At 69.5% G+C, this 14192-nt stretch carries 11 protein-coding genes and 2 tRNA genes; 7 read left to right on the top strand and 6 right to left on the bottom strand.

Going from position 1 to position 14192, the window contains the following annotated elements:
• Positions 1-33: 33 nt before the first annotated feature.
• Positions 34-834 (top strand): histidinol-phosphatase, encoded by an 801-nt coding sequence (hisN, locus tag ACIOHC_RS24590; RefSeq protein WP_351075415.1) that lies wholly within the window; start codon positions 34-36, stop codon positions 832-834.
• A gap of 164 nt (positions 835-998) precedes the next feature.
• On the top strand, positions 999-1403 hold the full coding sequence (locus ACIOHC_RS24595; protein WP_351075417.1) for a CBS domain-containing protein: 405 nt from the start codon (positions 999-1001) through the stop codon (positions 1401-1403).
• Positions 1404-1475: 72 nt separating this feature from the next.
• Here ACIOHC_RS24595 and ACIOHC_RS24600 read toward each other — a convergent pair whose 3' ends face one another.
• Positions 1476-2927 (bottom strand): catalase, encoded by a 1452-nt coding sequence (locus tag ACIOHC_RS24600; RefSeq protein ID WP_351075418.1) that lies wholly within the window; start codon positions 2925-2927, stop codon positions 1476-1478.
• A 161-nt stretch (positions 2928-3088) separates the two neighbouring features.
• On the opposite strand from ACIOHC_RS24600, the gene ACIOHC_RS24605 reads away from it, so the two are divergent.
• The 4 genes from ACIOHC_RS24605 (at position 3089) to ACIOHC_RS24620 (ending at position 6698) form a co-directional block, all read left to right on the top strand.
• A complete protein-coding gene (locus ACIOHC_RS24605; RefSeq protein WP_351075419.1) occupies positions 3089-3508 on the top strand; it encodes a Fur family transcriptional regulator in 420 nt (139 codons plus the stop codon).
• 327 nt (positions 3509-3835) lie between these two features.
• On the top strand, positions 3836-4654 hold the full coding sequence (locus ACIOHC_RS24610) for an ABC transporter ATP-binding protein (protein ID WP_389636437.1): 819 nt from the start codon (positions 3836-3838) through the stop codon (positions 4652-4654).
• Positions 4651-5520: an ABC transporter permease gene (locus tag ACIOHC_RS24615; protein ID WP_351075421.1), complete on the top strand. Its 870-nt coding sequence runs from the start codon at positions 4651-4653 to the stop codon at positions 5518-5520. Before ACIOHC_RS24610 ends, ACIOHC_RS24615 begins: the two co-directional genes overlap by 4 nt.
• Positions 5521-5552: 32 nt before the next feature.
• On the top strand, positions 5553-6698 hold the full coding sequence (locus ACIOHC_RS24620; protein WP_365692103.1) for an ABC transporter substrate-binding protein: 1146 nt from the start codon (positions 5553-5555) through the stop codon (positions 6696-6698).
• A gap of 68 nt (positions 6699-6766) precedes the next feature.
• Here ACIOHC_RS24620 and ACIOHC_RS24625 read toward each other — a convergent pair.
• From ACIOHC_RS24625 to ACIOHC_RS24640, 4 genes are all read right to left on the bottom strand, one after another.
• A tRNA-Met gene (locus ACIOHC_RS24625) sits at positions 6767-6840 on the bottom strand.
• Positions 6841-6969: 129 nt separating this feature from the next.
• Positions 6970-9090, bottom strand: a complete 2121-nt coding sequence (locus ACIOHC_RS24630) for a tetratricopeptide repeat protein (protein WP_365692105.1) — start codon at positions 9088-9090, stop codon at positions 6970-6972.
• 213 nt (positions 9091-9303) lie between these two features.
• Positions 9304-9377: transfer RNA gene (locus ACIOHC_RS24635), tRNA-Met, on the bottom strand.
• A gap of 52 nt (positions 9378-9429) precedes the next feature.
• Positions 9430-12357: a UPF0182 family protein gene (locus tag ACIOHC_RS24640; RefSeq protein WP_365692119.1), complete on the bottom strand. Its 2928-nt coding sequence runs from the start codon at positions 12355-12357 to the stop codon at positions 9430-9432.
• A 137-nt stretch (positions 12358-12494) separates the two neighbouring features.
• Between ACIOHC_RS24640 and ACIOHC_RS24645 the strand changes: the two genes are divergently transcribed.
• Positions 12495-13055: a PPA1309 family protein gene (locus ACIOHC_RS24645; protein WP_401844036.1), complete on the top strand. Its 561-nt coding sequence runs from the start codon at positions 12495-12497 to the stop codon at positions 13053-13055.
• 28 nt (positions 13056-13083) lie between these two features.
• Here the strand turns inward: ACIOHC_RS24645 and ACIOHC_RS24650 are convergent, their stop codons facing one another.
• Entirely contained in the window at positions 13084-14172 is a 1089-nt protein-coding gene (locus ACIOHC_RS24650) for a PDZ domain-containing protein (RefSeq protein WP_351075427.1), read from the bottom strand.
• Between the last annotated feature and the right edge of the window lie 20 nt (positions 14173-14192).

A 14192-nucleotide genomic window follows, 5' to 3' on the forward strand; every position in this document is an offset into this window, starting at 1 on the left:
GCTCCGTTCACCTGCGGTCGATACTGTGACGGCATGCCCGATTACCACGATGATCTGCGCCTCGCCCATGTGCTGGCGGATGCCGCCGACGCGGTGACGATGGACCGGTTCAAGGCTCTGGACCTCAAGGTCGAGACCAAGCCGGACATGACGCCGGTGAGTGAGGCCGACAAGGCCGCCGAGGAGCTGATCCGGGGCCACCTCCATCGGGCACGCCCGCGCGACGCGATTCTGGGCGAGGAGTTCGGGATCGAGGGCACCGGTCCGCGGCGCTGGGTCGTCGACCCGATCGACGGCACCAAGAACTACGTCCGGGGCGTGCCGGTCTGGGCGACTCTGATCTCCCTGATGGAGGCCGGTGAGGAGGGGTTCCAGCCGGTGGTCGGCGTGGTCTCGGCCCCCGCCCTGAACCGGCGCTGGTGGGCGGCGAAGGGCGCGGGCGCGTTCTCCGGCCGCAGTCTGACCTCGGCGACCCGGCTGCAGGTGTCGAAGGTGGAGCGGATCGCGGACGCCTCGTTCGCGTACGCGTCGCTGAGCGGCTGGGAGGAGCAGGGCCGGCTCGACGGGTTCCTGGATCTGACCAGGGCCTGCTGGCGCACTCGTGGCTACGGGGACTTCTGGCCGTACATGATGGTCGCCGAGGGGTCGGTCGACATCTGCGCGGAGCCCGAGCTCTCGCTCTGGGACATGGCCGCGAACGCGATCATCGTCCAGGAGGCCGGCGGGAGGTTCACCAGCCTGGACGGGGTCTCCGGCCCCGGCGGCGGCAACGCGGCGGCCTCGAACGGACTGCTCCACCACGAACTGCTGGGCTATCTGAATCAGCGCTACTGATCCGGATCGCGCCCCCGAGGGGCGTCGCGCACCACCGCACGCCCCTCGGACGCTCCCGCCGCCCCTTGTTCCGGTTCCGCATCGGTGCAACTCTGAGAGTCCCCCCGCTTGTGAACTTGTGAACCGACTCACATGGTCGCTTCACGAAGGAGGTGGCTCCCTTCATGCTCGTCCGTGACGCCATGAGCACGCTGGTCCTCACCATCGGACCGACCCACACGCTCCGCCAGGCCGCCCGGCTGATGTCGGTCCGCCGCGTCGGGGCCGCGGTCGTCCTCGACCAGGACACCAGCGGACTCGGCATTCTCACCGAGCGCGACATCCTCGACGCGGTCGGCTCCGGCAAGAACCCCGATGTCGAGACGGCCTCCACCCACACCACCACCGATGTGGTCTTCGCCGCGCCCACCTGGACCCTGGAAGAGGCCGCGGAGGCCATGACGCACGGCGGATTCCGTCATCTGATCGTGCTGGACGACCACGGACCCGTCGGCATCGTCTCGGTCCGCGACATCCTGCGCTGCTGGGCGCCCATCAGGCGCCGCCACCACGCGGAACTCGTCGGCTGAGCCCCGGGAACGACCGGTGGGCCGGTCCCCTCCGAAGAGGGAACCGGCCCACCGTCGACGACAGGCGTCGGTTCAGCCGCGAAGGGCCTGGACCGCGGCCTCCAGACGCTTGCCGAAGTCGCCGTCCGCCTGGCGGAAGTTGTTGATCGCGCGCTCGGCGATGTCGTCGCGCGACACCTTGGCGATGAACCCGGCGAGGTTGTCGATCAGCCGGACCTTCTCGTCCTCGGAGAAGAGCCGGTAGAGGTTTCCGGCCTGCACGAAGTCGTTGTCCTCGGCGTGGCTCGGGGCCTCGTGCGTACCGATCTCGCCCGCGACCGGGGTGGCCTCCCACAGCGGCCGGTCCGTCTGGGCCGGGCCGCCGAAGCTGTTCGGCTCGTAGTTCTTCGCGCCCTTGTGACGGCCGTCGTACAGGTAGCCGTCACGGCTGTTGGTGCGCGCCTCGGTGGCGTGCGGGCGGTTGACCGGCAGGTGGTCGGCGTTGATGCCGACGCGGTAGCGGTGGGCGTCGCCGTACGCGAAGAGACGGCCCTGGAGCATCTTGTCGGGGGACGGACCGATGCCCGGCACGAAGTGCGCGGGGCTGAAGATCGACTGCTCGACCTCGGCGAAGATGTTCTCCGGGTTGCGGTTGAGCTCCAGCTTCCCGATCTCGATCGGCGGGTAGTCCTCGTGCGGCCATACCTTGGTGAGGTCAAACGGGTTGAAGCGGTATGTGGCCGCCTCGGCCGCCGGCATGATCTGGACCTGCACCGTCCAGGACGGGAAGTCACCGCGCTCGATCGCCTCGCGCAGATCACGCTGGTGGCTGTCGGGGTCCTCACCGGCGAGCTTGTTGGCCTCGTCCTGGGTGAGATTCTTGATGCCCTGGTCGGTCTTGAAGTGGTACTTGACCCAGAAGACCTCGCCGGCCTCGTTGCTCCACTGGTACGTGTGCGAGCCGTACCCGTTCATGTGACGCAGTGTGGCCGGGATGCCGCGGTCACCGAAGAGCCAGGTCACTTGATGGGTGGACTCGGGCGACAGACCCCAGAAGTCCCAGACGTTGTCCGCCTCCTGCGAGCCGGTGTACGGGTCGCGCTTCTGGGTGTGGATGAAGTCGGGGAACTTGATGGCGTCCTTGATGAAGAACACCGGGGTGTTGTTGCCGACGAGGTCGTAGTTGCCCTCTTCGGTGTAGAACTTCAACGCGAAGCCGCGGGGGTCGCGCACCGCGTCGGCCGAACCGAGGTTGCCCGCGACGGTCGAGAAGCGGAGGAACGTCTCGGTCTGCTTGCCGACCTCGGAGAGGAACTTCGCCCGCGTCCACCGGGAGACGTCACGGGTGAGCGTGAACGTGCCGTACGCACCGGCGCCGCGGGCGTGCACGATCCGCTCCGGGATGCGCTCACGGTTGAAGTGCGCGAGCTTCTCCAGCAGCGACTGGTCCTGCACCAGCACAGGCCCGCCGACGCCCGCGGTCTGGCTGTTCTGGTTGTCGGCGACCGGCGCGCCGGCCTCCGTGGTGAGCGGTCCCTGCGTCACGTGCGCCTCCTGCGTCGTTCCTGCACATTCGTCATGTCCTGCACAGCCTGTCCCTTGGCTTATGCCGGTCTCGATCCTACAATGGACATTGTCCAAGTCAAGTGACCATCCAAAGTCACACCTGTTCGGGACCTGGTCCCCTCACTGTTAGGCTTGTTCTTATGAGTGACCTGTTGGAACGACTTCGCGGACGCGGCTGGCGCATGACTGCGCAGCGGCGCGTCGTGGCCGAGGTCCTCGACGGGGACCATGTGCACCTGACGGCCGACGAGGTCCACGCCCGGGCCGTCACCAAGCTGCCCGAGATCTCCCGCGCCACCGTCTACAACACCTTGGGCGAGATGGTGACGCTCGGCGAGGTCATCGAGGTCTCCACGGACCGCCGGGCCAAGCGCTACGACCCGAACGCACACCGCCCCCATCACCACCTCGTCTGCGCGAACTGCGGCATCATCCGCGACGTGCACCCGGCGGGCGACCCGCTGGCGGACCTGCCGAGCAACGAGCGGTTCGGATTCACGGTCTCCGGCGTCGAGGTCACCTACCGCGGCATCTGCCCGAACTGCGCCGCGACGAGCTGAGTCCCACCACGAAGGGCCCCGGTGCGAGCATCCTGCCCACCGGGGCCCTTCGCATGCCTGCCGGACGCGCGGACCACACGCCCGTGAGCCGACCGGCAAAACGCGCGGAGCGGTCGCCGCCGAGGCGCCGAGCGCCTCGGGCCACCCCGGCCGCCCCGCCCGCGGTCGAGGACGGAACGGACACCGGGCGGACCCGTCACACCCCCGCACCCTCGATCCGGCCACGCGCGCACCCCCTTCCCTGATCTGACGGACCGTCATATCGTCGGCGGCGATCACGTCCGCCCCGCGGCGGATCCGCACCTCGATACGCGCGAGGAGAGACCCGTGGGAGTTCCGCACCCGACCACACCCACACCCACTGCCCCAGCCACCCGTCCCAAACTCCGCGCCGACGCGCTCACCCGTTCGTTCGGACGCGGCGCCAAGGCCCTTCCCGCCCTCGGTCCGGTCGATCTCTCCGTCGCACCGGGTGAGTTCACCTGCATCGTCGGCCCGTCCGGCTGCGGCAAGTCCACGCTGCTACGGATCGCCGCCGGGCTGCTCCGCCCCAGCTCGGGCGAGCTCTCCATCCGTACGGCCTCGTCCCGCCCGGCGGCGATGATCTTCCAGGACTACGGGATCCACGACTGGAAGACCGTACTCGCCAATGTCCGCTTCGGCCTCGACATCCAGCGCGTACCACGCAAGGAGGCCGACGCCAGGGCTCGCGACTGGCTGGCCCGGATGGGGCTCTCGGACTTCGCGGGGGCGTATCCGGCCGCTCTCTCCGGCGGGATGCGGCAACGGGTCGCCATCGCCCGCGCCCTCGCCGTCGAACCCGAGATGCTGCTGATGGACGAGCCGTTCGCGGCACTGGACGCCCAACTGCGCACGATCCTCCAGGACGAGCTGCTCGATCTCACCCAGACCACCCGTACCACCACCCTCTTCATCACCCACAGCCTCGAAGAGGCGATCGTGCTCGGGGACAGGGTGCTGGTGATGTCCGCCGGACCGGGCCGGATCATCGCCGAGCGCCGTCCGCCGTTCGCCCGGCCTCGCACCGGCGACGAGGTCCGGTCGGCACCCGAGTTCACCGCGTTGAAGAGCGAGTTGTGGGAGCTGCTGCGCGGCGAGGTGCGAAGGGGAGTGGTCCCGGCATGAGCCCCACCGTGAACGCCACGAAACCCGACGAGGGTGTACTGGTCCGCAGGCCCGGTCCGCAGGAACTGCGTCCGGTGCGCACCCACCGCGGGCGGCGCGCCCTGGAACTCTCGCTCGCCCTCGCCGTACCGCTGGTGCTCGTGCTGCTCTGGCAACTGGCCGCCGAGCGGTCCTGGATCGACGACCGGGTCTACCCCGCTCCCTCCACCATCCTGGCGGACGGCTGGGACCGGGCGGGCGCCGGTGAGCTCTGGCCGGATGTGTGGGCCACGCTCAAGCGGGTCCTCGGCGGCTATGCGATCGGCACCGTCGCCGGATACGCGCTCGGACTGCTGATGGGCTCACTCCCTCTCGTACGGGCTGCGCTGGAGCCATTGCTCGACGCCCTGTACGTCGTACCGAAGCTGGCCCTGCTGCCGGTCTTCCTCAATATGTTCGGTCTCGGCGAGGGGCCGCAGATCGCCCTGGTCGCGGCGACCGTCTTCTTCTTCGTCTGGATCTCCACCATGGCGGCCGTGCTCGCCGTCCCGACCGGCCACCGGGACGCCGGTGAGGTCTTCGGCGCCTCTCCGTGGCAGATGTTCCGCCATGTGCTGCTGCCGGCGTCGCTGCCCGCTGTCCTGGTCGGGGCGCGGATCGCGGCAGGAGTGGCCGTGCTGGTCATCGTCGCCTCGGAACAGATCGCGGCGGCCGACGGACTCGGGCATCTGATCTTCGACTCCCGGGCGCTGTTCCAGAACGACGTGATGTTCGTCGGCATCGTGTGTGTCGCGGTCCTGGGCGTCGTCTTCTCCGAAGTGGTACGCGTCGCCGGGCGGTTGCTCACACCGTGGGCCCCGCGCGATCGCGGCCGCGGCCGGTCCTGAACGACTCCCCTCGTTCCTCGTACGGAGGCACTGTGCGTACACGTACCCTTTTCACCCGCACCGTCGTACTCGTCACCGCATCCCTGTTCGGCGCGGCGGGCTGTGCCGGGAAGAACTCCGCCGGCGACCGCGACGCCCCTGCCGCGCCGCGGACCGTCAAGCCCGTCGCGGGCTGCGGCTCCGCCGGCTGGACCGACCCGGCCGACCTCGCCCCCGACCGGAAACCGGCCCGTTGCGACAGCGGTGCGCCGGGCCCCCGCCCCCTGGCGAAGAAACGGAAGATCACCGTCGCCACCGGCACCCTGAGCGCGGAGTATGTCGCTCCGCTCCAGGTCGCGGTGGCGAAGGGCGAGTTCGCGAAGGAGGGGCTGGACGTCGAACTGAAGGTGCTGCCCACCCCGGACGCCCTGCCACTGCTCGCCAGGGGCGATGTGGACGCCCAGTGGGCGGCACCCGAGGCGGCCGTGATGAACGGCATCAACGGCGGCTTCGACATCAAGTGGGTGGCGGGGAACTTCTCCCCCGACCCCACCTCCAAGAGCGGCCTGTGGGTGCGGCTCAAGAACGGCGAGAGCGCCGATCACGTCGAGATGGCGGGCCGGAAGATGGGCACGATGATCGGCAAGGGCTCGGTCATCGCGTACCCGATGGGCACCTCCCTGAAGAAGCACGGCGGTGGCCTCGACAGGATCAGCTTCCAGCAGCTCGGTTCCGCGGACGTGCTGACCGCGCTGCGGAACGGCGGCGTGGACTCGGCCTGGCTGCTCGACCCGGTCTGGCGCAAGGTGGACGGCGACCGGAAGTACGCGTTCCTCGGCGGCCAGCCGCTCGGTGAGCCGCTCGGCGGTCTGCTCTTCGGCCCGACGCTGCTGAACAAGGACCCGGACGCGGGCGTCGCCCTCCTCCGGGCCTACATCCGGACCTTGAACACCTACTTCGCCGGCGACTACAAGGCGGACCCCGCGTTCGTCGCCGAGCTGGCGAGGCTGATGAAGACCGACGAGGCCACACTGCGGGCGACGCCGTCGATGCGGATGGACTGGGAGATACGCAGAGGTACGACGGACCGGTTGCAGAAGGCGTACGCGGACGCAGGGGTCTTCAAGGGTGCCGCGGTGCCGGAGGCGAAGGCCGTCGACCGGGCGATGTACTCGGAGGCGGTGGGTCACAGGCTCTGAGCACGGGGCCGGGTCGGATGATGCACGGAAGGCCGGATCCTTCAAAGGATCCGGCCTTCCGTCTTCAGTAGCGGGGACAGGATTTGAACCTGCGACCTCTGGGTTATGAGCCCAGCGAGCTACCGAGCTGCTCCACCCCGCGTCGTTGTGTTCCCCACCGTACGTCACCGCTCCGGACCAGCGCAAATCGGTTCCGGGGCCCTGCGCGCGGGCGCCAGGCGCCGGGGCCGGGGCCGGGGCCGGGGCCGGGGCCGCTACAACGACGCCCCGCCTACGCGGTGAGTTCCTGGTGCAGCGCCTCCCGCAGCCGGGCGGCCCGCTCGGCGACCTCCGCCGGACCCAGCTCGACCGCCCGCGCGCACCAGCGCTGCCCCTCGGTGAGCTCGCCGCGGCGGGCGGCCAGCAGCGCGAGGCGCAGGGCGGCCCGCCCGTGCCCGTCGTTCGCGGCGCGGCTCCACCACAGCGCGGCCTCCCGCTCACTGCCCTCACGGGCGAGCAGCAGCCCGAGGTTGAAGGCACCGTTGCGGCTGCCCGACTCGGCGGCCTCGCGGTACCAGCGGGCCGCGCTGTCCACGTCGCCGCGGGCCGCCGCGAGCATCCCGACGCGCACCTGGGCACGCCGGTGCCCCTGCTCGGCGGCCCGCTCGTACCACTCCTCGCACTCGGTCTTCTCCGGCATCGGCTCGCCGAGCGCCGGAGGGCCGGGCGGCGGCTGCCGCGAGTCCAGCACCCCGGCCAGCCGGAAGGCCGCCTCGGCGCTGCCGCCGCCCGCCGCGCAGCGCAGATGGCGCTCGGCCTCCTGCTCCTCGCCGTGGTGCAGCAGGGCCATGCCGACCTGGAGCGCGGCCTCGGTGTGGCCCGCGGCCGCGGCGCGCTCGTACCAGACCAGTGCCGTACGGTCCTCGTCCCGCCCGGCGTACAGGATGCCGAGGTTGAAGGCCGCGTCGACGCTGCCCGCCTCGGCGGCCTTGGAGAACCAGGGCTCGGCGCCGGTCGCGTCGCCCGCCTGGAGCAGGAGCACGGCGAGCGCGTTGGCGGCCTCGCGGTGACCCGCGTATGCGGCGCGGCGGTACCACTGCTCGGCCTGCGGCGTACGGTCCTGCGCCGCGCAGAGCAGCCCCAGGTTGTAGGCGCCGTTGACGTCGCCCGCGTCCATGGCGGCGCGGTACCAGCGCTCGGCGGTCTGCTGCTCACCGCGGGCGGCGTGCAGGGCGCCCAGGGCGTTGGCCGCGTTCCCGTCACCGTCCTGGGCGGCACGCAGCCACCACACGGCGGCGCTCTCCTCGTCACCGGCGTCGCGCAGCAGGAATCCGAGCGCGCAGGCGGCCCGCGCCTCCCCGGCCTTCGCGGAGATCAGGTACCAGCGGCCGGCCTCCTTGGGCTCGCCGCGCTGTTCGAGGATGGCGCCGAGGTGCAGGGCGGCCCGCCGGTGGCCGCGCGCGGCGGCCTGCCGGTACCACTGCTCGGCCTCGCCCACGCGCCCGGTCGCCGGACCCGCCACGGGGCCGTCGTCCTTGCGCGCCCCGGACCGGCCGACCGCACCCGGGCGCTCGGTGCCCGCGCCGGGGCCGGGGCTGAGCCCCGGGCGGCCGAAGGCGTCGTGCGGGTCGTCGGCCGCGTTGCGGTCCAGCATGCGCGCGAGGCGGTAGGCGGCCTCGCGGTGTCCCTGTTCGGCGGCGGCACGCAGCCACCGCTCGGCGCCGACGTCGCTGCGGTGTTCCAGCAGATCGGCGAGGGCGTAGGCGCCCAGCGCGTGGCCCTGTTCGGCGGACTGCCGCAGCCAGTACTCGGCACCGGGCTCGTCACCGCGCTCCCGGTAGTGGCGGCCGAGGGCATGCGCGGCGGCGGCGGAACCGGCGACGGCCGCGATACGCCACCACCCGGCCGCGTCGTCGGTGTATCCGCGCTGGTGGAGGAGGACGCCCAGGTTGTTGGCCGCGGCCCGGTCGCCGTCGGCGGTGGCCCCGCGCAGATACGGTTCGGCCCCGTCCAGATCGCCGCGGCGCAGCAGCAGGGCACCGAGGACGCTCATCGACGTGGTGTCCCCCGCGTCGGCTGCGCGACGGTGGCGCTCCTCGCTCTCGGCGCTCTCCGGGCTCTCGGAAGTCTCCTGGACCCCGGGGCCCTCCCCGGCCCCGATGGACCCGGCGCTCCCCGCGCCCTCCGCGCCCTCCGCGCTCTCGGTGCTTTCTGTGCTCTCGACGGTCGCGGCACACCCCGCAGTCTCGGCGGTCTCGGTCGTCCCGATGATCCCAGTGTTCTCGGCGGTCTCGCTGTTCTCCCCGGCGGCAACACCAAAAGCCTCATTCATCACGCTATCCGGCCGATGAACGCGACGCTGCACAAACCGCCCTGTCTCCAACAGAGTTGCCCTGTCCCCCATAAATACCATCGTCGCACCACCTGCAACCCGCGTACAGCTCGTATACCGCGGCCAGTGAGGTCACTTCAGCGTTTTGTCGACATGCCCACAGAGAGATAAGTCAAACACGCCCGGACCCAACTCGTGCCCCGCGAACCGCCCTTCACGCACTCCGCACAAGAAAGTCGCGAGAACATGACGAAGGCCCGGATCCTCGAAAGGATCCGGGCCTTCGTCTTTCAGTAGCGGGGACAGGATTTGAACCTGCGACCTCTGGGTTATGAGCCCAGCGAGCTACCGAGCTGCTCCACCCCGCGTCGTTGTGGTGAAACCGTACCACGACACGGGGGTGGGCCCTTACCGAGTCACTCAGCCATCACCAGCCCCGGATGATTTATCCGTTTTGCCGGAATTGCCTGCATCGCTCGTGGAGCCCGGCTTGGGCTGGGCGGCCGCCGCACGCTGCAGCGCGTCCTGCAGATCCGCCTGGGCCTTGCCGTAGGCGGTCCAGTCCTGCTTCTTCAGGGCTGCCTCGCCTTCCGCGTAGGCCTTCTGCGCGTCCGCGATCGCCTTCTTCAGCGCCGCGTCACCAGTGGCCGGTGGCTGCGTGGTGCCCGGTGGCCGGGTGGTCTCCGCGGGTGGCTGGGTGGTGCCCGGGCCCGTCACGCCGAAGACCGAGTTGAGCGCCTCCCCGAGACTGTTCTCGAAGACGGTCTTCGACCCGTACGAGGCGGCGACCTTGCGCAGCAGCGGATAGTTCTGCGTGCCACCGCGCGTGTACACCGGCTCGATGTAGAGGAAGCCCCCTTCGAGCGGCACGGTGAGCAGGTTGCCGTACTCGATGTCGGAGTCGGTCCCCTTGAGGTTCCTCACGAACTCGGCCACGTCGTCGTTGCCGTTGAGCTCACTCTGTACCTGGCCGGGACCCTTCACCGTGGTGGTGACTCTCAACAGCCTTATCGTGCCGTAGTCCTTGCTCGCCGCGTCCGCGTCCACCGCCATGAACGCGCCGAGGTCGGGCCGCCCCTTTGGGGTGAACGTCGTGGTCAGCGAGAACTTCTGGGCCGGCTGGTCCGGCATCTTTATGCTCAGGTAGTACGGCGGGACGGCGCCGGACTCCTTGTTGGTCGGGTCGTCCGGGACCTGCCACGCGTCACTGCCGCTGTAGAACTGGGCGGGGTTCGTGACGTGGTAACGGGTGAGCAGCTCGCGCTGCACCTTGAACAGGTCCTGCGGGTACCGCAGGTGGTCCATGAGCTGCTGCGGAATGTCCGCCCTGGGCTGCACGGTCCCCGGGAACGCCTTGCGCCAGGTCTTGAGGACCGGGTCCTTGGTGTCCCACTCGTAGAGCTTGACCGTGCCGTCGTACGCGTCGACGGTGGCCTTCACCGAGTTGCGGATGTAGTTGACCTGGTTCTGCTGGGCGACGACCGCACGCTGGTTGGTGGTCAGCGAGTCGGCCGTGGTGTCGCCGAGCGTCGTACGCGAGGCGTACGGGTAGCCGTTGGTGGTGGTGTACGCGTCGACGACCCACTGGATGCGGTGGTTCACCACGGCCGGGTAGGCATCGCCGTCGATGGTCAGCCACGGAGCGACCGCCTCGACGCGCTCCTTGGGCGTGCGGTTGTAGAGGATCCGGGAGCCGTCGCCGATGGCCCCCGAGTAGAGGATCTGCGGCTCGCTGAACGCGACCGCGTAGGCGGCGCGGTTGAAGGCGTTGGAGAGACTGACCCCGCTGTTGCCCTGATAGCTGGTGGTCTTCTCGCCGTCCTCCTCGTAGTCGAGCTCCTTCTGGGGCCCACCGACGATGGAGTACTGCTCGGTCTTCTCGCCGTAGTAGATCTGTTGCTCGTACTTGCCCAGATCACCCGTGGTGGGCAGACCGGCCTCGGTGAAGTCCGGGGAACCCTTCGGGTTCTTGCCTGTCGTCGTGCCCCGGGCCGCGATGGCCCCGTAGCCGTGGGTGTAGGTGAAGTGGTCGTTGATCCAGTTGCGCTTGGGGATGCCGTCGAGGTTGAGCTCACGCAGACCGATGACCGTGTCCTGGTCCTTGCCGTCGGCGTCCTTGTAGCGGTCCACGTCCAGGGTCTTGGGGAACTGGTAGTAGTTCCTCTTCTGCTGGAGCTGCTGGAAGGCCGGGGAGACGACGTTGGGGTCCATCACCCGGTAACTGGCGGCGTCGTCCGCGCTCGCGCGCAGCTTGGCGTCGTCGTCCGTCGTGCTCTTGCCCGAGTAGTCGTGCACCTGGGCGTTGTCGATGTCGTACGCGTCACGCGTCGCTTCGATGTTCTTCCGGATGAACGGGGCTTCCTTGGCCTGCTCGTTCGGCTGGACCTGGAACTTCTGCACGATCGCCGGGTACAGCCCACCGATCAGGATCGCCGAGAGCACCATCAGGCCGAAGCCGATCATCGGGAGCTGCCAGGTGCGGCGCCAGAGCGTCGCGAAGAAGAGCACGGCACAGATCGCGGCGATGCAGAACAGAATGGTCTTCGCCGGAAGGTAGGCGTTGGCGTCGACGTACCGCAGGCCCGTCCAGTTGTCCGTGGCCTTGAAGTCGCTGGACTTCACGGCCAGACCGTAGCGGTCCAGCCAGTACGCCACGGCCTTCAGCGAGACGAAGACACCGAGCAGCACCGACAGATGGCCGGTGGCCGCGCCGGTCGCCCGCGCACCGGGGCTGGTGATGCGGAGTCCGCCGTACAGGTAGTGGGTCAGCGCGGCGGCGATCAGCGAGAGCACCGTTGCCGCGAACCCGAAGCCCAGCAGGAAGCGGTACCAGGGCAGGTCGAACGCGTAGAAGGAGACGTCCAGGTGGAACTGGGGGTCCTTCTGGTGGAACGCCACGCCGTTCACATACATCAGCCAGGTACGCCACTGGCCGGAGGCGGATGCTCCGGCGATCAGTCCGACGAGCGCGGTGATCGCGAGCAGCACCCACTTCTTGTACGGGGCGAGACTCATCCGGTAGCGGTCCAGGCTCTGCTGTTCCAGCGACATCGCGCTCAGCGGCGGCCGGAGCCGGTACGCGAGCCAGATGTTCAGACCGACGGCGATCGCCATCAGCAGTCCGAAGACGAGAAACAGCCCGATCTTGGTCCACAGAGTGGTGGTGAAGACGGACGAATACGCGACCGACCGGTACCAGAGCCAGTCCGTCCAGAACCCGGCGAACATGACGAACGCCATGGCGAGGACCGCCAGGACGCCCAGTGTCATGAGCAGGGTACGGGCGCGCCGGGACGGGCGGCCGACTCTGATCCGTGGCCCGGTCGGGCCTCCGCCGCGGTCCGGCATCTGGAAAGCCAACGTGCGCACCTCGAAGTTCGCGGGTCGTGTGGAGCGGGCCCAGCGATCGTAGGGCCCACCTATGCAACTTACTGAGGCTTTACCTAGTTCCCGCTCCCGGGGCGGAAGGAGGCAGGATATTGGCCATGCCCAACGTTTCCCCCTCAGGCCCCCCGATGGCCGCGAGCCCTCTCACCGTCGCCGTCCTCGAAATCGACGAATACATCTCCGGCCTCGGCTGGGACCAGCCGGCCCGGCTCTTCGCTCTCGTCGACACCGCCAGGCTGCGCGCCCAGGAACCCGGCCTCGCCGCCCAGCTCGGTCTCGACAGCGCAGACTCCCCGACCGCCTCACTCACCCCCATCGAGCAGGAGGAGCTGCCGCCGGGCACCGCCCTGGACGAGTTCCTCGCCACGATCGCCTGGCCCGACGCGGTGATCGGGTGTGCGATGACGGTGGAGCGGCTGATGCTGCCGCCGTCCGCCGAGGCCTCCGTGCCGGAGGGGCTCAGCGACACCCAGCTGACGAAGTGGGTCGCCAAGCACCCGGAGCGCCAGGAGGTGCGGATGACCGTGGCCGTCCTCCGGGACGGTACGCGCGAGGCGGCCGTACGGCTCCGCGGGAAGGACTCCCCGAGCGAGGTGCGGACGGGCGCCGGTCTGGTACCCGGCCTGGCCGACGCTCTGGCCGCGACCTTCGAGGCCTGACTCCCGCCACACCCCACGGGAGACGCGGTCAGCCTGCCGAGCAGCTCGGCAGGCCGGCCGTGTCCCCCGCCCGGATCTTCTCCAGCGACTTCTTCGCGTCGTCGATCGTCCCGACCTTCACCAGCTTCAGTCCGCCCGGGGTGTCGGAGGCGGCGGCCTTGCAGTTCTCGGCCGGCGTCAGGAAGTAGCGGGCGCCAGCGTCGCGTGCGCCGACCAGCTTCATGTTGATGCCGCCGATCGGGCCGACCTTGCCCTTGTCGTCGATCGTGCCGGTGCCCGCGATGAACTTGCCGCCCGTGAGGTCGGTGGGCGTCAGCTTGTCGATGATGCCCAGGGAGAACATCAGTCCGGCGCTCGGACCGCCGACGTCGGCGAGCTTGATGTCGATCCGGAACGGGAACGTGTGGTCCGTCCCGGCCTGGATGCCGACGATCGCCCGGTTCTCCTTGGGCGCCTTCGCGGTGGTGATGGCGATCTTCCGGGTGCCCTCCGGCTCCTTGCCGGCCTTCTCCGCCGCCTGCGCCGTCTTCGCCGGGATGATCGTGAACGTGACCTCCTCGCCGGGCGTGTGGCGGGTGACGAGCTTCGCGACGTCCTCGGGCTGCTTGACCGCCGTACCGTCGACCTGCTTGATCACGTCGCCTGCGTGCAGCTTGCCCTGGGCCGGACTGCCCTTGACGACCGTGGAGACCACGACGCGCGACGGCACCGTGATCCCCATCTCGTTCAGAGCGGCGACCTTGGCGCTCTCCTGGGACTGGCTGAACTCCTCGGCGTTCTCCTGCGTCGACTGCTGCTCGGTCTTGCCGTCGGGGTAAAGGGTGTCGTGCGGTACGACGACGCTGTCGTGGGCCAGCCAGCCGTAGACGGCCTCGACGAGATTCATCCGGTAGTCGGCCCCGGTGACTCTGACCGTCGTCATATTGAGATTGCCGGACGTCGGATACGTCTTGTGCCCGGAAATCTGCAGGACGGGTTCACCGTCGACCTTGCCGAGGGTGTTCACGGTCGGCCCGGGAGACATCTCCGAATACGGCACTTTGATCAGCACGCCTGCGCAGAGCAGCGCGATGAGGATCAGGGTGGAGGCGAGCATCGTCGCGGTGCGGCGTGGCATGGAACGACAGTACGGGAAGG

It is taken from the genome of Streptomyces sp. NPDC088252, assembly GCF_044740965.1.
Classification (GTDB): Bacteria; Actinomycetota; Actinomycetes; order Streptomycetales; family Streptomycetaceae; genus Streptomyces.

Bases quoted from the DNA above. Each gene is read 5' to 3' on its own strand.
- hisN (WP_351075415.1), top strand. From the start codon at position 34: ATGCCCGATTACCACGATGATCTGCGCCTCGCCCATGTGCTGGCGGAT.
- ACIOHC_RS24595 (WP_351075417.1), top strand. From the start codon at position 999: ATGCTCGTCCGTGACGCCATGAGCACGCTGGTCCTCACCATCGGACCG.
- ACIOHC_RS24605 (WP_351075419.1), top strand. From the start codon at position 3,089: ATGAGTGACCTGTTGGAACGACTTCGCGGACGCGGCTGGCGCATGACT.
- ACIOHC_RS24615 (WP_351075421.1), top strand. From the start codon at position 4,651: ATGAGCCCCACCGTGAACGCCACGAAACCCGACGAGGGTGTACTGGTC.
- ACIOHC_RS24630 (WP_365692105.1), bottom strand. From the start codon at position 9,090: ATGGTATTTATGGGGGACAGGGCAACTCTGTTGGAGACAGGGCGGTTT.
- ACIOHC_RS24640 (WP_365692119.1), bottom strand. From the start codon at position 12,357: ATGCCGGACCGCGGCGGAGGCCCGACCGGGCCACGGATCAGAGTCGGC.
- ACIOHC_RS24645 (WP_401844036.1), top strand. From the start codon at position 12,495: ATGCCCAACGTTTCCCCCTCAGGCCCCCCGATGGCCGCGAGCCCTCTC.
- ACIOHC_RS24650 (WP_351075427.1), bottom strand. From the start codon at position 14,172: ATGCCACGCCGCACCGCGACGATGCTCGCCTCCACCCTGATCCTCATC.